The following is a 23855-nucleotide window of genomic DNA, read 5'->3' as shown; positions in this document are numbered from 1 at the left end:
GCCCGGCATGAAACGACCGATTCGCGCTTCCGTTCTGCTGCTAATGGCCGCTGCCTTTGCCCGCCCCGCGGCGGCCCAAACGCAACCCGCCGTGCCGCCCACGGTTCAGCCCGAAACGGTAACGTCGGATGACACGGTGCAGGTGCAACTCCAGCTGCAACCCGATTCGCTGGTGGCCGAGCCGATGGAAGTCGACTCGGCCCGCCTGGCGTGGCTGCAAACCGCGCCCGATTTGCGCGACCTGGTGTGCGACCGGATCGGCTGTTTCGAGACGGACGTGCCGCACACCTTCAACGGGATGGTGATGAGCTACGTGACCTACTTCACGTCGCGCAACCGCACCTACACCCAGCGCGTGCTGGAGCGCGAAAACCTCTATTTTCCGCTCTTCGAGAAGTACCTCGCCAAGTACGGCCTGCCGCAGGATTTGAAGTACCTGTCGGTGGTCGAGTCGGCGCTGATTCCCACGGCCAAATCCAAGGTGGGGGCCACAGGCCTGTGGCAGTTTATGGGCCCTACGGCCGGCGACCTGCGCCTGAAACGCGACGAGTGGGTGGATGAGCGGATGAACCCGGAGAAGTCGACCGAGGCGGCCTGCAAACACCTGCGCTACCTCTACGGCATGTTTCACGACTGGGAGCTGGTGCTGGCTGCCTACAACTGGGGCGCGGGCAACATGCAGCGCGTGATGCGTCGCACCGGCAAAAAGAAGTTCTGGGAGCTGTACCCCAACCTGCCCAAGGAAACGCGCAACTACGTGCCCACCTTCACGGCCATCATGTACGCCATGAAGTACGCCGAGCAGCACCAGCTTCATTCGCCCGAGCTCAAGTACCAGTACGCGCAGGAAATGGACACGCTGCAGCTCGGTGGCCGCGCCTTCGACCTCACGCGCATGAGTCAGGCCCTCGGCCTCGATTCGGTAGCCATGCGCCGCTTCAACCCCGAGCTGCGCCGCAGCTACCTGCCCGACAACTACCGCCCCTACGCGCTACAATACCCGGCATCGGCCAGACCGTTGCTGCAGGAAGTAGGCCGCGCTACCCTGTTTGATTTCTGCCGCCCCCAAAGTGCCCTCCCGCAACCACTGCAGCCGCTGCCGGTTCGTCTGGCCGGCGTCGAGCCCTTCCCAAAGGAGGAAATAGCCGCTGCTGGCCCACCGCGCAAGGCTGCAGACGAAGGCGCGGCCATAAGTCGCACCCGCCGCAAGGTGCATACCGTGAAGCGTGGGCAGGACATTGCGGAGCTGGCCGAGTGGTACGGGGTATCGGCAGCGCAGCTGCGGCGCTGGAACGACTTGCCCAAGGGCCGCGGCGTGAAGCCGGGCCAGAAGCTGGTGGTGTTCCTGCCGGCCAAAGACAATGCGCCGGCCGAAACGACCGTGGCGGTGGTTGCGAAAAAACCCGCCGCTCCCGCTGTGGCTGCGGCCCCGCGCACACCCGCCGAAATGGGCGTGAGAGTGACCAAACGGCCCGTGGTAGCCGCTGACAAGCCTGGCAAGGCAGAGACTGAGGCCGAAATGGTGACGGATGCCGCATCGGAGCCGGCACTAGTGAAAGCCAGTACCCGCGTGCCGCTGGCGGCGACTGAAAAAGCAGAGAAAGAACCTGCCCCGGAGCCCGCGACTACTGAAACTGCCGCCGCGCAGGTGCAGAACCAGCAGGCGGCTGCGGTGGAATATGTGGTGCGCAAAGGTGACTACCTCACCAAGCTGGCCCGCGAGCGGGGCGTCTCGGTAGAGCAGCTGGTGGCTTGGAACAACCTGAAAACGCAGGTAGTCACGCCCGGCCAGAAGCTTCGCCTCGCCGCTCCGGCCGATTCGGAAGCCGTGGCGGAGGCCCCTGCAGCCAAGACGGTAGCCAGCCGCCGCGCAGCCGAGCCGACTGCCACGGTGCGGAAAGCCACGCCCGAGCTGCCACCGCGCGTGCACATCGTGCAGCCCGGCGACACGCTCTACAACATTTCGCGCCGCTACCAGGGCGTGACGGTGGAGCAGCTGCGCAAGCTCAACCATTTGAAGACCGACGAGGTGAAGCTGGGCCAGAAGCTGATTGTGGCTAGCTTGTAAACTCTCAGGATAGAAAAAACGTTATGCAGAGGCGTAGCCGAAGCATCTCACGTGCTGATGCTGGATAGTTGAATTCACTATCCTAGTAAACACGCGAGATGCTTCGGCTACGCCTCTGCATGACGTTCAGTAGACGCGGTAGACGGGTTGTTGCCTTACACGAACAGCCCGTCGACCGATAGGTACCGCTCGCCGGTGTCGTAGCAGAAGGTGAGCACGCGGCCGTTCTGGGGCACTTCGGGCAGCTTTTTGGCTACGGCGGCGAGCGATGCGCCGGACGAAACGCCCACGAACAGGCCTTCTTCGCGGGCGGCGCGGCGGGCCATGTCGAAGGCTTCCTGCTGCGAAATCTGGATGGTACCGTCGAGGATGCGGGTGTGGAGGTTGTCGGGGATGAAGCCGGCGCCGATGCCCTGGATGGGGTGCGGACCGGGTGACCCGCCGCTGATAACGGGCGAGAGTTCGGGCTCGACGGCAAAGGTTTTCATGCGCGGAAACAGCGGCTTGAGCACTTCGGTAACGGCCGTGATGTGGCCGCCGGTGCCCACGCCGGTGATGTGGAAGTCGAAGCCTTCGGGGGCGTCGCGCAGGATTTCCTGGGCCGTGGTGTCGGCGTGCACCAGAATGTTGGCCGGGTTCGAAAACTGCATGGGCATCCAGGCGCCGGGGGTGCTGTTCACGATTTCGTGGGCCTTTTCGATGGCGCCCTTCATGCCTTTTTCGCGGGGCGTGAGTTCGAGGCTGGCCCCGTAGGCGGCCATCAGGCGGCGGCGCTCGATGCTCATGCTTTCGGGCATCACGAGGGTGAGCTTGTAGCCTTTCACGGCCGCTACCAAGGCCAGGCCCACGCCGGTGTTGCCCGAGGTGGGCTCCACAATCAGGCTGTCGGGCGTGATGAGGCCGTCCCGCTCTGCCTGTTCAATCATGGACAGGGCAATGCGGTCTTTGATGCTGCCGCCGGGGTTGGCGCGCTCCAGCTTCACCCACACTTCCACATCGGGGCGGATGGACTGGAACAGGCGGTTGAGGCGCAGCAGCGGCGTGTTGCCGATGGTATCGAGAATGGAGTTGGCTTTCATCGGATGAAAGGGTTGAAAGGCTGGAAGGATGAAATGAGAATTCAGTTGCTTTTCCCCGTCATCCTGAGGCGCAGCCGAAGGACCTTCTCACAGCAGAAAGGTGGTCTTCACAATGACTTGCTCAGCGGGGAGAAGGTCCTTCGGCTGCGCCTCAGGATGACAGATGGGGAAGCTCATTCAAATCGAAAAGACCAAGTCGGCGGAGGGGTCTTCGGTGCGGGTAACGTGCAGTTGGGCGCGGTGATACACGCGGGAGTGCGAGGGCACGCTCTCGGTCAGCCACACGTTGCCGCCGATGATGCTGTGACGGCCCACCACGGTGCTGCCGCCCAGGATGGTGGCCCCGGCGTACACCACCACGTGGTCTTCGATGGTGGGGTGGCGCTTGATGCTGGCCAGCTCCTTGGCCACGCTTAGGGCCCCCAGCGTGACGCCCTGAAACAGCCGCACATGGTCGCCGATGACGGCCGTTTCGCCGATGACGATGCCCGTGCCGTGGTCGATGCTACAGGAGCGGCCGATGCGGGCGCCGGGGTGAATGTCGATGCCCGTGCGCTGGTGGGCATGCTCGCTGAGCAGGCGCGGCAGCAGCCGCACCCCGCGCCGGTGCAGGGCGTGGGCCAGCCGGTGCAGGGCCAGCGCGTAGAAGCCGGGGTAGGTGCCGATGACTTCGGCCAAATCCTGCGCGGCGGGGTCGGCGGCCAGAATGGCTTGGGCATCGAGCAGCAGCAGCTCGTGCAGGGCGGGCAGTTGGGCTACCAGCTCGGCGGCCAGCTCCTGCGGCGGCCGGGGTAGGGCCGGGGCAGCGGGCAGCAGGGCGGCCAGGTCGTGTTCGAGGTGCTGCACGGCGGCGGCTACGGCGGCGGGACCGGCGAGGCGGTCGGCGGAGCGCTCGGGAAAGAGCACGTCGAGCAGGCGCTCGGCCAGCCCCACAAATGCTGCCGTGGGCAGCGGCGCGGGCGCGGCCTGGTGCGCGGCGGCCAGGGTATGGAAGAAGGTATGTGGCATGGCAGAAGTGGCGGCCTACAAGACAGCCGCCCCGGTTGCGTAACAAGGTAGAGGCGCTTCTGCTTACCGGGCAGTAAAAATTACGCCGGCCCAGGGGCACGCAGCGGCTGTTACTTGCTCGTGCTTCCGATATCTTTGTTGGGTTTCCTTACTCTGTTTATGAAGCACTATCTACTTCTGGCATCCTTCGGGCTGGCTGCTTTTCCGGCCCTAGCGCAGCCCACTCCCGGCCCCATCGGCTTCCAGGCCACGACCACGTTGCAACTAGCCACCGGTGCCGCGCCGAGCGACGTAGCAATCGGCGACTTCGACCACGACGGCCGCCCCGACCTGGCCGTGTCCGAGCGCGGCCTTAACCGCGTGGAGTTGTTCGCGCCCGGCGCTACGGCCGGCTCGTTCCTGCCCGCGCCCATCGCGTCGGTGGTGACCGGCGCTTCCCCCGCCTCGCTCGTGGCCGTGCCGCTCGACAACCAACCCGCGGCCAACGCCGCCGACGACCTGGCCGTGCTCGGCGCCGATCAGGCCCACCTACAAAGCTTCCGCAACGCCAACGCCGCCGGCCAAGCCGCCTTCCTGGCCCCGGCCTCGTTCTACATCGACGCCACCGGGCTCTACAACAGCCCGCGCCTGCGCGCCGGCCACCTCAACGGCGACAACGTCATCGACGTGGTCACCATCCGCGACGGGTTCCAGTCCTCGGGCATGGGCGTGGTGAGCCTCTACCCGCAGTCCATGACTTCGTTGGGGTTCGTCAGCACCAGCTCCGGCGGGCGGCCCGCCGACGTAGCCCTGGCCGACCTGAACCTCGACGGCGAGCTGGACGCGTTCTACGTGCAACCGCAGGCCGGCAACGTGCTTTGGTTTTTCAACACCGGAACCGCACGCGTATTCAGTACCGGCAGCGCCCAGCCCATTCCGGCGCTGGCCCCCACGCCGACCTGCGTGGCCGTGGGCAACGTCAACAGCCAGGACCTGCCCGACGTGGCCATCGGCAACACCGACAACGAGGTGGTGCTGCAGTTGTCTCGTCTGAATCCGCAGCAGGGCTACCTGTACGAAAACCCGCTGCGCCTGCCCGTGGGCGCGGCCCCGGTGCAGCTGCTGCTCACCGACCTCAACGGCGACAGTCGCGCCGAACTGGTGGTACTCACCGCCGCGGGCCAGCTGCGCGTCTACCGCCACAACGGCGGCGCCTACCCCGCCTGCTTCGACGCGCCGCAGCTGCTGCCCACCGGCCCCGACCCGACAGCCCTGCGCCTGGCCGACGTGGACGGCGACGCCCGCCCCGACCTGGTGGTGCCCTGCGCCGGCGACCACACCGTGCGCGTGTTCCGCAACACCGGCCAGGTGCTGGCCGCCAAACCGGCCGCCGCACTGGCCGACCTGCAAGTACACCCCAACCCGGCCACCAACCGCCTGCGCGTGCAGCTGCCGGCTGGGCTGAATGCTGCCCCGCTCACGGCCACCTTCACCGACGCGCTGGGCCGGGTATTGCGTACCCAGGCCGTGCCGGCCTCCGGCGAGTTGGCCGTAGACGGGCTGCCGCGCGGCCTATGCCTGCTGCGCCTGCACAACGCCCAGGGCAGCATCACGCGCCGGGTGCTGCTGCAATAGCGCCTAATAGGCCGTCAGGCAGAGTCTGCCGAACCGAAGGAAGGCGTATAGTTAAGCACAGCCTCCCGATTCGCTTGACCGTCATGCAGAGCGTGAGCGAAGCATCTCGCGTGTTTACTCGAATAGTAAAGCCACTCTCGGACCTCAGCAAGCGAGATGCTGATGCTTGACTACGTCGGCCTGCGGTTCGGCTGCGCCTCTGCATAATGAGCGGACAACGCGGTATAGATGCTGGGCTACGCCTTCCTGCGGTTCGGCAGGCTCTGCATAAGCAAAGTCTCAAACCTCGATAATGTCTCAATGAAATATTTCTTTTTACTTGTTACCGGACGCCTACTGCTTTATTATAAGCGTGGACCACAAAAGTCATCAGCGTGGTTGCGTAGCACAGGAATAGTGTCTTTATTCTTATTTATACTACTTATATCTATATTGAAATTTACGAGGGAATTGCCCGTATTGCCTGTATGTTTAGTCTTATTAGCCGCTTTATTCGCGTTGCAATACATATTTATTACAGAGAAAGAAGCCGTAGAAGCAGCCAGAGAAAACAGGAAAGCAGCCAACATCTGCACCATCGTTTTCTTTACTACGATACTCGTCGCCTCATTCGTTCTAGTAAAAGCATCTTAACACGCAATCCACTGCCGCACCAATGAAAAAAGCATTTAACATTTTTGCGACATTCCCATTTATTTCTGCCGTTCTATATTTTTCTTTAAGTATCGTATTCTTTGCAAAATTTTCTCATTGGCCTCACCCCAATTACGAACCCAACTCTAATGAAATTACATTATCAATACTCTACTTTCTTATTGCAGTAAGTCTATATTTTAGCATAGTATCTTTCCCTGTTGTCTTAACAGCTACTATTGGCATTTTCCGGCAGAATAAAGAAATCATATGGCTGCTTATCCGCCTATTGGTTTTGGCGCTTGGCTTATTTATACATTACGTTTTCCTAGACGTTGTGGTGGGTGGTTAGATGATTGCACTCAAACCCACGCAAGCAAAAACGCACAACGCCCCGACCGTTTTCGGCCGGGGCGTTGCTGTTTCTACTGGACGGGCTACTTGCTATATCCCATTCCCATCGGCCCCGCCGCTCACTATGCTGCCGCCTTCGCCGCTGGCCGCAGCCGCCCGCTTGGCGGCATTGGCTTTGCGCAGGGCTTTATTTTGCTTGCCGGGGCGGTCGTCGGTTTTGTTGGCTTGCTTGAAGCCGCGCACGAACTCGGGGTTGGTGTCGGCGAGCAGGCCCACGGCCGAGGCCAGGTCGTCGCCCACGTACTCGCGCACCTCGTCGACCTGCTCGTCGAGGGTTTCGCCGGCCGTTTTCTGTTGGTCGCGCAGCTCGGTGGGGCGGTTTTTCTTTACCCCAAAAGCCTCGGCGGCCGTACCGAAGGCCTTGATTTTGGCATCGGGCTGGTTGTAGTCGGCCAGCGCGCCGGGCGTCAGCTCTTCGGCGTACGCCAGGGCTTTGGCCACGAGGCCGGTAAACTTGCTCACGGCCATGGTGCCCAGGCTGCTGGGGCGGGTGAGGTCCATAGCGCGGGCGCGCTCCAGGTCGCCGGCTTTTTTGTAGTACAGCTTCAGGGCGTGCATCAGGGGCACCAGCTGCTTGGCCAGCGCGGCGCGGCTGGCGCCTTTGTCTTCGGTAGCGCCCTCGGTGGTGCCGCCGGGGGCGTCGGCCGACTTGGGCAGCACGGCCAGCAGGCCCTTGTAGGTAGCCACGGCCGCGGCCAGTGCCCCTACCGAGGCCACCAGTCCGGCGTGGTCGTCGAAAAAGGCCTTTACTTTCTCAAAGCGGGTAAGCGTGTTGCGGGTATCCTGATTCATGAGGAAAAGGGGTATGAAGTGAAAAACGAGAAAGGCACGTGGAATAGGGGCCGAAACCCGGCGGTAGTATAAATAGAATCCTATCCTTCTGCAAATAAGTCGCTTTGCAACGTTCCCGCGGGTGTTTGAAACGCTTCCTAGACGGGTTGCGACGCTGCCGACCCGTTTTGAAACGCTGCCGAGCTGTTTTGAAACGCTGCCGAGCCGGTTTGAAACGGTCCCGAGCCGTTTTGAAACGCTTCCGAGTCGGTTTGAAACGGTCGCGAGGTGTTTTGAAACGCTCCCGAGCTGGCTTGCGACGCTTCCGAGCCGTTTTAGCACGCTCCCGAGTACCCTTGCAACGCTTCCGACCTGTTTTAGCACGGTGTCGCGTAGCGTTGAAACGGTCCCGAGCAGCGTTGCAACGTGCCCGCGCCCGATTGCAACGGTGCTGGCACGTCGCCCCACGCCCTCACATGATCGGGTGATGCCTGCAAAACCAACCGCTTTATCGCGAAGCACTTGCGGTTTTTGCCCCTTTTTGTCCGTCTACAACTGGCACAGGACTTGAAACGCGGCCTTCCCACACAAACCGCTCTGCCTTTCTGCGCTATGAAAAACCGCTTCCCCCTCCTGTTCGGCACCGCTGCCTTGCTGCTCGCCGCCACCCCGGCCTGCACCGACCGCCCCGAGGTCGAGCCCCAACCCGCCACCGACCTCGCTCAGCCGGGCCCCGCCTTCAGCTTGCAGCGCAGCTTCTACTACCCCGCCACCAGCGTCAGCAGCGCCATCGGCTACGCCCCGGCCGAGCTCTACGGCACCGCCCTGCAATCCGGCGACGTGCTGAGCTTTTCATTCCAGCAGCTCCACAACCCGCAGCAGGACATGCTCACGTTTTCCCTCGACCGCCGCCCGCTGCCGGCCGCCCTCGTGGGCACCTACTCGCTGCGCTCCACCGCCGTGCCCGGCGGCCAGGTAGGGGTGCGCTACGCCTTCACCGGCCGCGCCGGCTCCGACGCCTGGGGCCGCACCTACGCCACCGACTTCACGGCCCTCGAAGGTACCTTCACGGTGAGCAGCTACGACGCCGACCGTCGCCTCATCGGCGGCAGCTACCGCCTGCTGGTGCCCGACGCCGCCGATCCGCTCAACCCCGCTCTTGACGACCAGGGCAAGGCCCGCTGCCGCATTACGGTGGAGGGCACGTTTGCCAACCTGCCCGTGCGCTAGGATCGGCCTAATCGGGCCGGCGGCTTTCATTTCCCCCGATTTCGCCCCAACTTGCTTAACGGCCGCGCCTCGGTGCGGCCGTTTTGTTTGTTTGCACCCACCGCCGCCCATGCTGAAGATCAATAAGGAAGAGGCCCTCAACTACCACTCGCAGAACCCGCCCGGCAAAATCGAAGTGGTGCCCACCAAGCCCGTCAGCACCCAGATTGACCTGGCCCTGGCCTACTCCCCTGGCGTGGCCGAGCCCTGCAAGGCCATTGCCCAAAACCCCGACGACGTCTATAAGTACACCGCCAAGGGCAACCTGGTAGCCGTTATCAGCAACGGCACCGCCGTGCTCGGCCTCGGCAACATCGGCCCGGCCGCCTCCAAGCCCGTGATGGAAGGCAAGGGGGTATTGTTCAAGAAATTCGCCGGCATCGACTGCTTCGACATCGAAATTGACGCCACCGACCCCGACGAGTTCATTCGGGTGGTGAAGGCCCTGGAGCCCACCTTCGGCGGCATCAACCTCGAAGACATCAAGGCCCCCGAGTGCTTCCGCATCGAGACGGAGCTGCGGGCGAAGATGAACATTCCCTTGATGCACGACGACCAGCACGGCACGGCCATCATCTCCTCGGCCGCTTTGCTGAACGCGCTGGAAGTGGTGGGCAAGAAGATTGACGAAATTCAGCTGGTGGTCAGCGGCGCCGGTGCGGCGGCCATTTCGTGCCTGCGCCTGTACCTGGAGCTGGGCCTGAAGCGCGAAAACGTGGTGGTGTTCGACAAGGACGGCCTGATCACGCCCGAGCGCACCAACCTGGCCGAGCTGCAGATGCAGTTTGCCACCGCCCGCCCCATCAGCACCCTGGCCGAGGCCCTGGACGGTGCCGACGTGTTCCTGGGCCTCTCGGCCGCCAACGTGCTGGCCCCCGAGCTGCTGCTGAAGATGGCCAAAGACCCCATTGTGTTTGCGCTGGCCAACCCCGACCCGGAAATCGACTACGACCTGGCCATGGCCACCCGCGACGACCTGATTATGGCCACCGGGCGCTCCGACCACCCGAACCAGGTGAACAACGTGCTGGGCTTCCCCTACATCTTCCGGGGGGCCCTGGACGTGCGCGCCACCGAAATCAACGAGGCCATGAAGCTGGCCGCCGTGCACGCCCTGGCCGAGCTGGCCAAGGAGCCCGTGCCCGACATCGTGAACAAGGCTTACGGCGACAATACCCTCTCGTTCGGCCGCTTCTACCTCATTCCCAAGCCGCTCGACCCGCGCCTGATTACCACCGTTTCGCCCGCCGTGGCCAAGGCCGCCATGGACAGCGGCTCGGCCCGGCAGTCCATCGAGGATTGGAACGCCTACGAGGACGAGCTGCGCAGCCGCCTGGGCGTAAACCAGAAGCTGATGAACCGCATCACCTCGCGGGCCCGCTCGGCCCCCAAGCGCGTGGTGTACCCCGAGGCCGACAACTACAAAATCCTCAAGGCTGCCCAGATCGTGCACGACGAGGGCATTGCCCAGCCCATCCTGCTCGGCAACCGCGAAAAGATCGAGCAGATTGCCCGCCAGAACAGCCTCGACCTGGAAGGCTGCCAAATCATCGACATCCTGCAGGACGAGGCCAAGCGCAACGAGTACGCCGAGCTGCTCTTCCGCAAGCGGCAGCGCAAGGGCATCACGCTCTACGAAGGCAAGCGCCTGATGCGCGAGCGGAACTACTTCGGGGCCGTGATGCTCGACAACGGCGAGGCCGACTGCTACATCACCGGCCTCACCAAGGACTACGGCCGCAGCATTTTGCCCGCCCTGCAAATCATTGGGGTGGAAGACGGCGTGCAGCGGGCCGCCGGCATGTACATCGTGCTCCACAAGAAGGGCCCGTTCTTCTTCTCCGACACCACCGTCAACATCGACCCCTCGGCCGAGGCGCTGGTCGACATCATCGGCCTGACGGCCCGCGCCGTGCGCTTCTTCGACACCGAGCCGCGCATTGCCGTGCTGAGCTACTCCAACTTCGGCTCGAACGTAGGCCCCCTGCCCGACAAAATGCGCAAGGCCACGGAGCTGGCCAAGCGCCGCTTCCCGGACCTGATTCTGGACGGCGAGATGCAGGCCAACACGGCCCTGAGTCCGCAGTTGCTGCGCGAGCATTACCCCTTCTCGGAGCTGGCCGAAAAAGGCGCCAACACGCTTATTTTTCCCGGCCTCACCTCGGGCAACATCGCCTACAAGGTGCTCCAGGAAATCGGCGGGGCCGAGGTTATTGGGCCGGTGCTGATGGGCATGCGCAAACCGGTGCACATCCTGCAGCTGGGCGCGAGCGTGCGCGACATTGTGAACATGACCGCCATTGCCGTGGTCGACGCGCAGACCTATAACCAACCGCTGTAGCGGGTAGTAGCGCGAACTTTTCGTGCGCGTATCGTTGCCGATGCCCAGACGGCCATTGTGCAGCAATACGCGAATGGAAAGTTCGCGCTACAATGCTTAAAAAAGCTTGGTTACGGCCGAGCTTTTTAGCCCCAAGTTGTGTTAGGAACGACCGGCCGGGGCGCCACTTTCGGCCCCGGCTCCTAATTCCTTCCGATATTCACGAACCCGCGGGCCTTCCCTACCCGCGCTGCTGCCTCTATGATTGCCTACCTCGACGCAAAGCTCGCCTACAAAGACCACGCTCAGGCCATTCTGGACGTGAACGGCGTGGGCTACGAAGTGAAGATTTCGCTGGCCACCTACTCCAAGCTGCCCGCCGAGGGCGAGCGGGCCAAGCTCTACACCTACCACCACGTGAAGGAAGACGGCCAGACGCTCTACGGCTTCCTCGACCCCAACGAAAAAGCCCTGTTCATGCACCTGATTTCGGTGTCGGGCATCGGGCCGGGCACGGGCATCGTGATTGTGTCGTCGATGTCAGTAGCCGAAATTCGCCACGCCATTATTCAGGAAGACGTGCGCTCCATCCAGGCCATCAAGGGCGTGGGACCGAAGACGGCGCAGCGCATTGTACTGGACCTGCGCGACCGGCTGCGCAAAGACGAACTGCTGGCCAAAGCCGGCGTGGAAGTGGTGCCCCTGGCCAAGCAGCACAATACAAACCGCTCGGAAGCGTTAGCCGCGCTAGTGACGTTGGGCTTTGCGCGGACCGCTGCCGAGAAGACGCTGGAACAGATCCAGCACAAGCACGGCAACGATCTGAGCGTGGAGGAATTAATTAAATTTGCTCTTAAGTCGAACTAGCTTCTTGCTGCTGCTGACTCCATTTTACCTTCCTCTTTCTTGAACTCCGGTAAGAAGTCCTTCACCGCCCTCTCCGTCGTTGCTGCGTCGCTGCTGGCCTGGTGGTCGCAGGCTGAACCGGTCGGCGGACGCGGTTTTGCTTTCTCGCAGCTCTGGAGCTGGCTCGAAGCCGGCCATAGTGGGCCGTTGCTGCGGGCGCTGCCCGACACCACCCGCCCCGTGGTGGGCGACACCACGCGCTACCGGCCCAGCCGGCGCCCGCGCGTAGCTCCCTCCGACCGCCCCGGCAACTTCTTGTCGGAGCGCCGCCGCTCGCCCTTTATTCTGCCTTTGCCCTCGAACGTGAAGCGGCAGGTGACGGTGGGCGACTCACTCGATTTTGTGGACGTGGAGGAAAACGTGGGCACCGACGTGGACTACCGCGACCCGGCCCGCGTGTCGTACGACGAGTTTCAGCGCCTGCAGCAGCAGCAGGCCATTCGCAACTACTTCCGCACCAAGTCGGAAGGCACGGTGGCGGGCGAAACCGGTTCCCCGGCCTCCAAGCGCCTGATTCCGAAGATTTACCTAGCGCCGGGCCTGGGCCGCATTTTCGGCGGCGACTTTATTGACATTCGGCCCAACGGCTCGGCCACCATTTCGCTGGGCTGGCGCCAGAATTTCAACGACAACCCAGCTCTGACGCTGCGCCAGCGCACCAACGGCGACTTTCAGTTTCAGCAGAACTTCAACCTGAACCTGACCGGGCAGATCGGCGACAAGCTGAAGATTCTCTTCAACTACGACACCCGCGCGGCCTTCGACTTCGAAAACCAGATCAAGGCTGACTTCACGGGCTACGACACCGACATCATTCGGAAGGTGGAGATGGGCAACGTGAGTCTGCCCCTCAACAACTCGCTCATGCAGGGCGGGCAAAACCTGTTTGGTGCCAAGGTGCAGATGCAGTTCGGCAAGCTGGCCGTGACCAGCGTGGCCGCTACCATGCGCGGCACCGCCGATGAAATTCGGGTGCAGAACGGGTCCCAGAGCCGCAACTTCGAGGTGAAGGCCAGCGACTACGAAGCCAACCGTCACTTCTTCCTCTCGCAGTATTTCCGCGACCGGTACGACAACGTGCTGCGCAACCTGCCCACGGTGCAGAGCGGGGTGGAAATCCGCCGCCTGGAGGTATACATTACCAACGACAACCGCACCACCGATAACCTGCGCAATGTGGTGGCCCTGCAAGACATTGCCGAGCCGCTGCGCACCTACCGGGGCAACATCCTGGGCAGCAATCCGCAGGCTACCACGCCGGCCAGCAACACCGCAAACCAGCTTTTCAGCCAAGTGCGCACCGGCGACCGAACCAACTCGGGGGCTGGCGTCGATGCTTTTTTGAACGGCTTGGGCCTGCAGAAAAGCGTGGATTTTGAGCGCGTGCGGGCCCGCAAGCTGAACACCAGCGAATATACCTTCAACGCCCAGCTGGGCTACCTGTCGCTGAACACGCCGCTGTTGCCCGAGCAGGTGCTGGCGGTGTCGTACGAGTATATGTTCAACGGCCGCCCCTACAAGGTGGGCGAGCTGGTGGACGACTACGCCAACGTGGGCGACGAAGACGTGGTGTTTCTGAAGATGCTGCGCTCGACCACGCCCGGCGTGGCCCAGGCCGACTCGACCCAGAACCGCCTCAACAAGAACCTGGCGACGGGCAACCTGCCGGTGTTCGACCTGATGATGAAGAACATCTATTCGCTGAACGCCTCGCAGCTGAGCCGCGACAAGTTCCAGATGGACATCATCTACAAAGACGATGCGACGGGCGTGGACCTGCTGTCGTTGAAAGAAGGCCAGCAGGTGCAGAACATTCCGCTGAACCAGGTGCTGAACCTGGACAACGTGAACCCCAACAACGACCGGCCGGCCGACGGCAACTTCGACTTTCTGCAGGGCCTGACGGTGGACCCCACGTTCGGGCGCATCATTTTCCCGGTGGTAGAGCCCTACGGCAGCTACCTGCGGGCGCGCTTCGACCCGGTGACCGAGAAGCCGCTCATCGACAAGTACGTGTACCAGGAGCTGTACACGCGGGTGCAGTCGGATGCGGCGCAGGTGCAGGAGAAGGACAAGTTTTACCTGAAAGGCAAGTACTCGGCCACCGCCACCGACGAAATTACGCTGCCCGGCATTCGGGTGCCAGAGGGTTCGGTGCGCGTGTATTCGGGCTCCACGCTGCTGCAGGAAGGCGCCGATTACCAAGTATTCTACGACCAGGCGAAGGTCAAGATTCTCAACCAGAGCTACCTGAACTCGGCCGCCGAGTTGCGGGTGGAGTTTGAGCGCGACGCCGTGGTGCAGGTGCTGCCCCGCAAGCTGCTGGGCACCCGTTTCGACTACAAGTTGAGCGAGGACATCAACTTCGGCGGCACCATTCTGCACCTGCTCGAAAACCAGGCGCCGGGCATCAACCGGGTGAGTTTGGGTGAAGAGCCGGGCAACAACACCATGTACGGCCTCGACATGAGCCTGCGCCGCGACTCGCGCGTGCTCACCAAATACCTCGACATGCTGCCCTTCGTGAACACGAAGGCGCCGTCGTCGGTGGCGTTCAGCGGCGAGTTTGCGCAGCTGGTGCCGGGCAAGTCGCAGCTGGGCCGCGGCGAAAACGGCGTATCGTACCTCGACGACTTCGAGAATGCACGTACGCCCTATTCCCTCTCGGGCCTAACCTCGAATACGGCATGGCGCCTGGCCAGTACGCCGGCCGTGGTGCCGGGCGGAACCTTGCCGGGCCTGGCGGCCAACTACAACCGCGCCAAGCTGGCCTGGTACACCATCGACCAGACGTACTACACCAACGGCACGAGCAAGCCCAACAACATTGGGGCCGACGACCCGTCGCTGAAAAACCACTACACCCGCGGCGTGCCGCGCAACGAGGTCTTCCCGAACCGCGACAACGGCGCCATCGGCAACAGCTACGAAAACACGTTTGACCTGGCTTATTACCCCCGCGAGCGGGGCCAGTACAACCTCAGCCCCCGCATTTCGGCCGACGGCCAGTTTCTGACCGACGTGAACCGGCGGCAGCACTACGGCGGCATTTCGCGCGAAATCACCTTCGATACCGATTTCGACAACGCCAACGTGGAGTACATCGAATTCTGGCTGATGGACCCGTTCATTCAGAGCCAGAACGGCAACAACCTCATCGACGACTCGCAGAACCCGCCTTCGGCCCCGCGCACCGGCGGCGAGCTGTATTTCAACCTCGGCACCATTTCGGAAGACGTGCTCAAGGACGGCCTCAACGAGTTTGAGAACGGCCTGCCCGACGGCAGCGAAGACGCTTCCCAGATTCCGAACATCACGCAGGCCTCGCCCTACGGCCTGGCCACGCGGCAGCAATTCCTGACCGACGCTTTTAGCACTGCCCCCGGCGGCCGGGCCCGGCAGGACATTGGCCTCGACGGAAAAACCTCGACCGAGGAGCAGGAATTCTTTAACAACATTCCCGGCTACGCCAACGTGGCCGACCCCTCGGCCGACGACTTCCGCCACCACCTCGACGGCTCGTACCTGAACAGCAACACCAAGATTCTGGGCCGGTACAAGAACTTCAACGGCATGGAGGGCAACTCGCGCGAGAGCGGCACGCAAAGCTCCACGGCCTTCCCCGACAAGGAAGACCTGAACCGCGACAACGTGCTCAACGAGACGGAGCGTTACTACGAGTACCGCGTGCCGCTGGAACCCGGCCAACTGCGGGTGGGCGAGAACTACATCATCGACAAGGTGACGAACACGGTGAACGGCGACGAGGTATCATGGTACCAGTTCCGCATTCCGATTCGCACGCCCTCGGGCATCGTGGGCAACAACAACCAGCCGTTCGGGTTCAAGTCCATCCGCTTCGTGCGCATGTACCTCACCGGTTTTGAGGACCCCGTGGTGCTGCGCATGCTGCAATTCCAGTTTCTGGCCAACCAGTGGCGCCGCTACCTGGGCGTGATTTCACAGCCCAACCTGCAAGGCGTAAACGTGCTCGACGACGCTATTTCGTTTGCCGTGTCGACGGTGAGCGTGGAAGAAAACGGCCGCTCGTCGGCTGCCAGCGACGCCATTCCCTACGTGGAGCCGCCCGACATTGTGCGCGACAAAGAGTACGGGTCGAGCACGGTGAACCGCCAGCAGAACGAGCAGTCGTTGCGCCTGTGCGTGGAAGGCCTGGAGGACGGCTACGCTAAGGCCGCCTACAAAAACGTGAACCTGAATATGCTGCGCTACAAGCGCCTGAAGCTGTTTTTGCATGCCGAAAGCGAAACCAACGTGCAGGACGGCGAGGTGCGCGGTTTCATTCGCCTCGGCACCGACTACACCCAGAACTACTACGAATACTCGCTGCCGCTGAAGATTACCCAGCCCGGCTCGGGCCTGACGCAACGCGACATCTGGCCGCTGCAAAACGAAATTGACCTGGGCCTGCAGGACCTGATCGACGCCAAGGCCCGCCGCAACCAGGCCGGTGCCAGCCTGCTGATTCCGTACGTGGTGTCGCGCCCCGTTACGCTGCCCGACGGCACGGTGGTCAACGCCACCATCACCATCCTCGGCAACCCCGACCTGAGCGCGGTGCAGGGCGCCATGATTGGCGTGCTGAACCCGGCCGACGGCCCCAGCGGCGGCGGCCCCACCAAATCGGTGTGCTTGTGGGCCGACGAGCTGCGCGTGAAGGACTTCGACAACACCGACGGCTGGGCGGCTACGGCGCGCTTCAACACCAAGCTCGCCGACGTGGCCAACATCACGGCCACCGGCTCCTACATGTCGGTTGGCTTTGGCTCGTTGCAGGACAAACCTTCGCAACGTTCCCTCGAAAACGTGGCGCGCGGCGACATCAACGCGGCCGTGGCGGCCGAGAAGTTCCTGCCCGAAAAGCTGAACCTGCGCGTGCCGGTGCTGCTGCAAGCCGGCCAGGAAAGCCGCTCGCCCCAGTACGACCCGCTCGACCCCGACACTAAGCTCACGCAGTCGTTGCAGAAGTTTGAAACCGATGCCGACCGCGCCAACTACCGGCGCGAGGTAACCACGCAGCTGCGCAGCCGCTCCATCAGTCTGCTCAACGTGCGCAAGGAACGCTCGGCCACGGCCAACCCCGACCGCAAGCCCAAGCCCTACGACCCCGAAAACCTGGCCTTAAGCTACTCGCTGACGGAGCGCCTTTACACTGACATTGCCACCGACCGCGACTTCACCCGCACCTACACCGGCGCGTTGGCCTACACCTACCAGCCCACGCCCAAAAACTACACGCCCCTGAGCAAGGTGCAGGCCCTGAACTCGCCTTACCTGAAGTTTTTGCAGGAGCTGAACTTCACGCCCCTGCCCTCGCGCTTTGCCTTCCGCGCCGACCTCGACCGCCGCTACAACGAGCGGTACCTGCAGCGCACGTTTGCGCCCGGCCAAGTGCCCACCACGGCCGGCATTCCGGGGGTGTTCCAGAAGAGCTTCTTCCTGAACCGCATCTACGACCTGAAGTGGGACCTGACCAAGAGCCTCATTTTTGACTACACCGCCACCAACCGCAGCAGTGTAGACGAAGGCGTGGGCAGTACCATCGACGACAGCCCGCAGGCGCGCGCCAACCGCGCCGCGCTCAAGAAAAACCTGCAGCAGGGTGGCCGTACCACCAACTTCAACCAAACGGCAGCCCTCACCTACCGCCTGCCGCTCGACAAGTTCCCCTTGACCGACTGGTTGAGCGCCGATGCCCGCTACGCCGCCAATTACACCTGGCAGGCGGCCTCCACGGCCATTCGGGCCCCCAAGCCCGGCACCGGCCTCTCCGACACGGCCACCGTGGCCGTGAACCTGGGCAACACTATCCAGAACAACCAGGATGTGAGCCTCAACGGCCGCATCGACTTGGTGAAGCTCTACAACAAGGTCAAGTTCCTCAACATCATCAACAACGCGCCGCCTCCCGGCCAGCGCCCCAGCCAAGGCGGCGCACTGGATAAGCTCCGCAAAGGCCGTTCGCTTAACGACCCGGCCGGCAGCCTGGGCACGCCGGCTCGCACCGAAACGGCCGGCAAAGCCGAGGCCGACACAACCAACCAACTGCGGTTCCTGAAAGCTGTGTTGCGCTCCTTGATGACGGCCCGTTCGCTGAACTTTACCTACGCCCGCACGGCCGGCACGCTGCTGCCCGGCTACCTGCCCAAAACGCGTTTCTTCGGCCTCAACGATGCCTTCGACGCGCCGGGCGTGCCGTTCATTCTGGGTCAGCAGTACGAGCTGGGCGACCTGTACCGGCGTGCCCAGGCCAACGGCTGGTACACCGACCGAAGCGACCTGCTGAACACCCCGCTCAGCTCCCTCGAAACCGAAAACCTGAACCTGCGCACGGCACTCGAGCCGTTCCGCAACTTCAACATTCAGCTCGACGCGCGCCGTCAGAAAGTGCGCAACCGCGAAACGTTCTACCGCCTCGCCGTCGATTCGGTAACGCTGCAGCCGCTCGGCAACGGGCAGTTGGCCGACCTGATTCCGCTGGGGTCGGGCTCGTTCAGCTCGTCGTTCTTCTCGCTCCAAACCCTGTTTGGCGACTGGAACAAGAGCAAGGAGTCGGCTGCGTTTGGGCAGTTTGTGAACAACCGCAACACGGTGCGCCAACGGCTGCAGTCGGCCAACCGGGCAGGCATCTACGGCTTCAACTCGCAGGACGTACTCATTCCCGCTTTCCTCGATGCCTACCAGGGCCGCTCGTCGGAAAGCTACAAGCCCAAGAAATTTAACCCCTTCGGCGTGATTCCGCTGCCCAACTGGCGCATCGACTACAACGGGTTGAGCGAGGTGCCGTTCTTCAAGCAGTACTTCCGCTCGGTGTCGCTTACGCACGCCTACTCCTCGGAATACCGCATTCTGAGCTACACCACGGCCACGCAGTACCAGGAAGAACCCGAGTTCTTGGCTACCAAAACCAACGTCGATGGGCAGCTGATTCCGTACTACGTCGTCAACCAGGCCAGCATCAGCGAACGGATGTCGCCGCTGATCGGGGTGAACTTCCAGACCACCGAGAAGTTCAACGGCCGCGCCGACTACTCCATCGACCGCAACGTGGTGCTCAACACCACCAACGCGCAGATTACGGAGCTTCGCTCGCAGAGCGCTACCATTGGCCTCGGCTACACCACCAACCGCTTCCGCATTCCGTTCCGCATCGGCGGCGAGCAGCGCGTGCTCCGCAACGAGCTGAACGTGCGCCTTGACCTTTCCATCCGCAACACGTCCACGGTGCAGCGCAGCATCCTGAACGTGGTGCAGCCCACCTCCATCGACGACCCGAATGCCAGCGGCGGTATTACGGAAGAAAAGGAAACCAACGGCAACCGCCAAGTGCAGCTGCGCCCCACCATCGACTACATGATCGATCAGCGCCTGAACATCCAATTCTTCTTTACGCGCAATATTTCCGAGCCGCGCGTGAGCGGGTCGTTCCGCAACGTGACCACCGAAGGCGGTATTCAGTTGCGCTACAGCATCACGCAATAGCCCCAGAAAGCGGCAATAATCGGCGGGCGGAGTAGTTTCCTTGGTGGAAGCGGCTCCGCCCGCCGATTTTTTGTACCGGGCAATGCCGCTATGCCTTACCTTTGGCCCGCGCCGCTTTGAGCGGCCGTTGTCGAAGTTTCCTCATTTGCTTTGTTGCGCGTTTTATGAATCTCCCCAGCGAACTGAAGTACACGAAAGAACACGAGTGGGTCCGCGTTGAAGGCGACGTTGCCTACGTTGGCATCACCGATTTCGCCCAGAAAGAACTCGGCGACATCGTGTACGTCGACATCGACTCTGCTGACAAGGACGTAGCCAAGGACGAAGTATTTGGTACCGTAGAGGCCGTCAAGACGGTATCGGACCTGTTCAGCCCGCTCTCGGGCACCGTGCTCGAAGTAAATTCCAAGCTGGGTGACTCGCCCGAGCTGGTTAACTCCGACCCCTACGGCGACGGATGGATGATCAAGATGTCGGTTGGCAATGCCGCTGAGGTGGACGCGCTGCTGTCGGCCGAGGCCTACGGCGAACTAGTAGGCGCTTAATTCCCGCTTGGCGTATGGCCGCACCAGCTTCGTCTTTGGCGGCGCGGCGGCCTGCCTGGGTTGCCCTGCCCATCATCTGGACGCTCATCGTGCTGTGGCTCACTCTGAGCCCACTCGATGGCATCCCGCCCATGCCGCACTGGGAGCTGCTGTCGTTCGACTCGGCAGCTCACGCAGGCGTATTTCTGGTGCTGGCCGTGCTCTACGTCTTCTCAGCCCGGCGACAAGAACGCTTCCCGCGTTTGCGTCGCCGGGCTTTTTGGCACGTCTTTCTGGGCTGCACGCTGCTGGGCGTGCTCATTGAGGTGCTGCAAACCCAAATGGATCTGGGCCGCATGGGCGAGTGGAGCGACGTCATCAGCGACACCCTCGGCACCGTTGCTGGCCTGGGGCTGATGCGCCTCGTGCAGCGGTACTGGGCCTGACTTTTACGAGTTCTGACATGCTCCGTCGGTATTCCAGCCTTGCTTTCGCGGTTGTGGGCCTCTGGCTCGGCGCGGCAGCTCCCGTGTGCGCCCAGGACCTCCGCCGGGTCCGGCGCACCATCGAATACCTGGCAAGCCCGCGCCTGCACGGACGGGGCTACGTGCGCGGCGGCGATACGCAGGCGGCCCGCTTTTTGGCCAAGCGGTTCCAGCAAATTGGCCTCACACCGTTAGCCCCGGGTTTTCAGCAACCCTTCCTGCTTACGGTCAATACCTTTCCGGACCGCATGCACCTGCGCATCGACGGCAAAGCCCTACGGCCCGGCCTCGACTTTATTGCGGAGCCCGAATCCGGTGGCGGTTCCGTACAAGGCCTAATCACCACGCTCGACACCCTCATCTTCACCGATGAAGCCGCCGGGCAGCGGTTTCTGCAGCAACCGCTGCAACACCGTGTGTTGATACTGCGGCAGCGCGACGCTGACCGGCTGCGCACGTTACCGGCTGCGTTTGCCCAGCATATTGCCGAAGCGGCCGCCCGCATCACGCTGGTTCCGGTTAAGCTCACGGCTTCGCTGGCCGATCATCAACAGCCGCAGCCGCAGTTCCTGGTGCTTGCCAGCAGTTGGCCGCAGCAAGGCGCGCAACAAGCAACCATAGAAGTAACGGCGGCTCTTACGGCCAATTACCAGACCCATAACGTAGCCGGTTTTCTGCGCGGCACAGCCCAGCCCGATTCGTTTTTAGTAGTTACCGCGCACTACGACCACCTCGGGCACATGGGGCGCCGCACGTATTTCCCAGGCGCCAACGACAACGCCAGCGGCACGGCCATGCTGCTCGAACTGGCCGAGTACTATGCCAAACCCGAAAACCGACTGGCATATTCCATTGCCTTCGTTGCATTTGGCGGCGAGGAAGCCGGCTTGCTGGGCTCCCGCTATTTTGTGCAACACCCTTTACTCCCACTCGAACGCATTCGGTTTCTGCTAAATCTCGATTTGGAAGGCACCGGTCAAGACGGGGCTACGGTCGTAAACGGGCGAATTCACGAGCGCGCCTACCAACAGCTCGTTACGCTCAACGAAGCCGGCCGCTTCCTGCCCGGCTTAGCCTCCCGCGGCCGCGCTGCCAACTCCGATCATTATCCTTTCTCCGAGGCGGGTGTACCGGCTTTCTTCCTGTATCTGCGCGGGCAGCCAACGTTCTACCACGATGTGCTGGACCGAAGTGCTACGCTTCCGCTGAGCGGTTTCGGCGGCCTGTTCAAGCTGTTGGTGGGCTTTATGCAGTTGCAAGGTGCTAACGCAAGTCAAGCCAAGACTCCATAATAATATAAGAGCCGACTGGGGAGCCTGTATTGGCATAAAACAAATCATCCCGAAATCGTCTGAGGTGGATCAGACAATTCCGGGATGACGTAAAAACGGCGGGTTGGCGACTCGCCGCTTAGCTATTGGTACGGAAAGAGCCCATTACCTGTTTGGCCACCGATTCCCATTCGGGCTTCTGGCGGTCGGGGCACGAGAAGGTGCACATCAGCAGGCGGTTCTCTACGTCGGTGAAGAAAATCAAGGTGTACATCTGGTGGCCCAGTTCCGGCTTCATCATTTCGATGAACCCAACCTGGCGACCATTTACCTCTTTCACACCTTCTGCAAAGAACTGAGCGTCAGGGTATTGCTTCTTGTATGTCTTTACGAAGTTCTGCGCGTACATCGGGACCATGTCCTGGTCGGCGGTGTTGTCGGTGTACGTAAACGAGAGGCTGGCGTGCGACGCATTGGTGTAAATGACGCTCGGACGGCTCTGCGCTTTCGCGTACAGGAAATCCATCTGTTGCTCGGTCATTACCTCAAAGCCTTTTGGAATCAGGATTTCAACCCGTTCGCTAAGCACACGCTTCTTGACCAGCTCCACTTCGGCGAAAGGCCGGGCTGCCATCAAGAATACTGCAACCAAGCAGCAAATTGGGGCGAGTAGAACGTTTTTCATGGTCGTAACTGAAAGAGGTGAAGTTTAATCTTGGTAACGTACCCAAAAGTGCGGAGGCAGTCTGTTTGGATAACACAATTTAGAGAGAAAAACCGAAACACCAACATTATGAAGAAAAAATAATGTCGGTACAGCTGTTCGCCGCTACAAATCGGCTTATCTGATTCCCTAGCAGCATTTTGGGTTTTGCTTAAACGTGTACTTCGGGTTGAAGCTTCCCGTTGAACATCAACATAAGCCTATGCTGGAATTTATGAAGAATGTTCAATTGAGGCTTTACGAAATTGCGACGTCGGTGGTTTGTGCTTAAAGAATGTTGTTGAGCTGTTCCTTGATTTTTTCGAGCTCTTCCTTCATGCCTACCACCAAATGCTGGATGGCAGAATCGTTGGCTTTGGACCCGATGGTGTTGATTTCGCGTCCGATTTCCTGTGATATGAACGCTAATTTCTTACCTGTGGGCTCAGGAAGATGAACCGTTTCGGTGAAGTAGTGCAAATGGCTGACCAACCGCACCTTTTCCTCGGCGATGTCGAGTTTCTCGATGTAGTACAGAAGCTCCTGCTCGAACCGGCCGCTGTTGAATTGCTCGCTCTGCAGCAGCTCGCCGAGGCTGTCGCGCAGTCGTTGGCGCACGTTCTCCAGCCGCGTGGGGTCGTGGCGCTCCACATCGGACAGCAGAATGCGGATGCGGTCGATGTAGCCCAGGATTTCGGTGGTGAGGGTCTGGCCTTCGGTGCGGCGGAATTCGAGGGTGCGGTCGAGGGCTTCTTGCACCAAGGGGGCCAATTCGTCCCAGGTGAGCGGGGCCTCCTCTTCGGTGGGCGCGGCGGCCTCGGCCGGCGACTGCACGACGCCGGGCAGGCGCAAGGCCAACTCGAGCAAATTGGCTGTATCGGCACCCAATTCGGCAGCGGCGGCTTGCAACTCCTGGTAGGCGGCGGTCAGGGCCTCGCGGTTGAGGGCGGCGCGCGCGGTGCGGTTGGCTGCCGGGCGGGTGAGGTCGACGTTGACGTTGACTTTGCCGCGTACGAGCTGCTTGGACACCAGATTGCGTAATTCCAACTCGCTGGCCGACAGCGCCCGGGGCAGGCGCAGCGTCAGGTCGAGGCCTTTGGAATTGAGGGAGCGGATTTCAACCGACAGGGTATAGGACTCGGTTTCGCGCTGGGCGACTCCAAAGCCAGTCATGGATTGCAGCATAGAAGCGGATGGGCCGGAAAAGGCGGCGCAAAAGTACGGGGTTGGGGCAGAATTTCAGATGGTTGGGCTGCCGATAACATAAGCATAATTCACGGGTCACGC

At 61.9% G+C, this 23855-nt stretch carries 15 protein-coding genes; 10 read left to right on the top strand and 5 right to left on the bottom strand.

Going from position 1 to position 23855, the window contains the following annotated elements:
- Nucleotides 1–7: 7 nt before the first annotated feature.
- The gene (locus tag F0P96_RS19560) at nt 8–2068 is read left to right on the top strand and encodes a LysM peptidoglycan-binding domain-containing protein (RefSeq protein ID WP_151080686.1); all 2061 of its coding nucleotides are present in this window, start codon (nt 8–10) and stop codon (nt 2066–2068) included.
- A gap of 155 nt (nt 2069–2223) precedes the next feature.
- Here the strand turns inward: F0P96_RS19560 and cysK are convergent, their stop codons facing one another.
- Nucleotides 2224–3147: a cysteine synthase A gene (gene cysK / locus F0P96_RS19555; protein WP_151080685.1), complete on the bottom strand. Its 924-nt coding sequence runs from the start codon at nt 3145–3147 to the stop codon at nt 2224–2226.
- A 177-nt stretch (nt 3148–3324) separates the two neighbouring features.
- Entirely contained in the window at nt 3325–4155 is an 831-nt protein-coding gene (locus F0P96_RS19550; RefSeq protein ID WP_151080684.1) for a serine O-acetyltransferase, read from the bottom strand.
- Nucleotides 4156–4314: 159 nt separating this feature from the next.
- Here F0P96_RS19550 and F0P96_RS19545 point away from each other — a divergent pair, with 159 nt between their 5' ends.
- Nucleotides 4315–5769, top strand: coding sequence for an FG-GAP-like repeat-containing protein (locus F0P96_RS19545; RefSeq protein WP_151080683.1), 1455 nt, complete (start codon nt 4315–4317; stop codon nt 5767–5769).
- Nucleotides 5770–6424: 655 nt separating this feature from the next.
- Nucleotides 6425–6754, top strand: coding sequence for a hypothetical protein (locus F0P96_RS19540; protein ID WP_151080682.1), 330 nt, complete (start codon nt 6425–6427; stop codon nt 6752–6754).
- 92 nt (nt 6755–6846) lie between these two features.
- Here the strand turns inward: F0P96_RS19540 and F0P96_RS19535 are convergent, their stop codons facing one another.
- Nucleotides 6847–7608, bottom strand: coding sequence for a hypothetical protein (locus F0P96_RS19535; protein WP_151080681.1), 762 nt, complete (start codon nt 7606–7608; stop codon nt 6847–6849).
- Nucleotides 7609–8199: 591 nt separating this feature from the next.
- On the opposite strand from F0P96_RS19535, the gene F0P96_RS19530 reads away from it, so the two are divergent.
- The 7 genes from F0P96_RS19530 (at nt 8200) to F0P96_RS19500 (ending at nt 21886) form a co-directional block, all read left to right on the top strand.
- Nucleotides 8200–8817: a hypothetical protein gene (locus tag F0P96_RS19530; RefSeq protein ID WP_151080680.1), complete on the top strand. Its 618-nt coding sequence runs from the start codon at nt 8200–8202 to the stop codon at nt 8815–8817.
- A gap of 109 nt (nt 8818–8926) precedes the next feature.
- On the top strand, nt 8927–11197 hold the full coding sequence (locus F0P96_RS19525) for an NADP-dependent malic enzyme (RefSeq protein WP_205704722.1): 2271 nt from the start codon (nt 8927–8929) through the stop codon (nt 11195–11197).
- Between the two features lie 240 nt (nt 11198–11437).
- Entirely contained in the window at nt 11438–12043 is a 606-nt protein-coding gene (ruvA, locus tag F0P96_RS19520) for a Holliday junction branch migration protein RuvA (RefSeq protein WP_151080679.1), read from the top strand.
- 39 nt (nt 12044–12082) lie between these two features.
- Complete coding sequence (gene sov, locus F0P96_RS19515; RefSeq protein WP_235917537.1) at nt 12083–19585, top strand: T9SS outer membrane translocon Sov/SprA; 7503 nt, start codon at nt 12083–12085, stop codon at nt 19583–19585.
- Nucleotides 19586–19749: 164 nt separating this feature from the next.
- A complete protein-coding gene (gcvH, locus tag F0P96_RS19510) occupies nt 19750–20130 on the top strand; it encodes a glycine cleavage system protein GcvH (RefSeq protein WP_151080678.1) in 381 nt (126 codons plus the stop codon).
- A gap of 14 nt (nt 20131–20144) precedes the next feature.
- Entirely contained in the window at nt 20145–20555 is a 411-nt protein-coding gene (locus tag F0P96_RS19505; RefSeq protein ID WP_151080677.1) for a VanZ family protein, read from the top strand.
- 53 nt (nt 20556–20608) lie between these two features.
- Nucleotides 20609–21886 carry a M28 family metallopeptidase gene (locus F0P96_RS19500; protein ID WP_160620169.1) on the top strand — a complete coding sequence of 426 codons (1278 nt, stop codon included), beginning with the start codon at nt 20609–20611 and terminating at the stop codon, nt 21884–21886.
- 118 nt (nt 21887–22004) lie between these two features.
- Here F0P96_RS19500 and F0P96_RS19495 read toward each other — a convergent pair whose 3' ends face one another.
- Both F0P96_RS19495 and F0P96_RS19490 read right to left on the bottom strand, forming a co-directional pair.
- On the bottom strand, nt 22005–22550 hold the full coding sequence (locus F0P96_RS19495; RefSeq protein ID WP_151080675.1) for a DUF1795 domain-containing protein: 546 nt from the start codon (nt 22548–22550) through the stop codon (nt 22005–22007).
- A gap of 306 nt (nt 22551–22856) precedes the next feature.
- On the bottom strand, nt 22857–23741 hold the full coding sequence (locus F0P96_RS19490; RefSeq protein ID WP_235917536.1) for a YicC/YloC family endoribonuclease: 885 nt from the start codon (nt 23739–23741) through the stop codon (nt 22857–22859).
- Nucleotides 23742–23855: the final 114 nt, after the last annotated feature.

Origin of the sequence: Hymenobacter busanensis, from assembly GCF_008727865.1 — a bacterium.
Lineage (GTDB): Bacteria > Bacteroidota > Bacteroidia > Cytophagales > Hymenobacteraceae > Solirubrum > Solirubrum busanense.
The sequence above is the reverse complement of the archived record's forward strand: the minus strand, read 5'-3'. Positions and strand labels throughout refer to the sequence as shown.

What these genes read in the sequence shown, in the direction of transcription:
- cysK (WP_151080685.1), bottom strand. Translation starts at nt 3,147, where the DNA reads ATGAAAGCCAACTCCATTCTCGATACCATCGGCAACACGCCGCTGCTG.
- F0P96_RS19495 (WP_151080675.1), bottom strand. Translation starts at nt 22,550, where the DNA reads ATGAAAAACGTTCTACTCGCCCCAATTTGCTGCTTGGTTGCAGTATTC.
- F0P96_RS19545 (WP_151080683.1), top strand. Translation starts at nt 4,315, where the DNA reads ATGAAGCACTATCTACTTCTGGCATCCTTCGGGCTGGCTGCTTTTCCG.
- F0P96_RS19550 (WP_151080684.1), bottom strand. Translation starts at nt 4,155, where the DNA reads ATGCCACATACCTTCTTCCATACCCTGGCCGCCGCGCACCAGGCCGCG.
- gcvH (WP_151080678.1), top strand. Translation starts at nt 19,750, where the DNA reads ATGAATCTCCCCAGCGAACTGAAGTACACGAAAGAACACGAGTGGGTC.
- F0P96_RS19505 (WP_151080677.1), top strand. Translation starts at nt 20,145, where the DNA reads ATGGCCGCACCAGCTTCGTCTTTGGCGGCGCGGCGGCCTGCCTGGGTT.
- F0P96_RS19525 (WP_205704722.1), top strand. Translation starts at nt 8,927, where the DNA reads ATGCTGAAGATCAATAAGGAAGAGGCCCTCAACTACCACTCGCAGAAC.
- F0P96_RS19560 (WP_151080686.1), top strand. Translation starts at nt 8, where the DNA reads ATGAAACGACCGATTCGCGCTTCCGTTCTGCTGCTAATGGCCGCTGCC.
- F0P96_RS19540 (WP_151080682.1), top strand. Translation starts at nt 6,425, where the DNA reads ATGAAAAAAGCATTTAACATTTTTGCGACATTCCCATTTATTTCTGCC.
- F0P96_RS19535 (WP_151080681.1), bottom strand. Translation starts at nt 7,608, where the DNA reads ATGAATCAGGATACCCGCAACACGCTTACCCGCTTTGAGAAAGTAAAG.
- F0P96_RS19530 (WP_151080680.1), top strand. Translation starts at nt 8,200, where the DNA reads ATGAAAAACCGCTTCCCCCTCCTGTTCGGCACCGCTGCCTTGCTGCTC.
- ruvA (WP_151080679.1), top strand. Translation starts at nt 11,438, where the DNA reads ATGATTGCCTACCTCGACGCAAAGCTCGCCTACAAAGACCACGCTCAG.
- F0P96_RS19490 (WP_235917536.1), bottom strand. Translation starts at nt 23,741, where the DNA reads ATGACTGGCTTTGGAGTCGCCCAGCGCGAAACCGAGTCCTATACCCTG.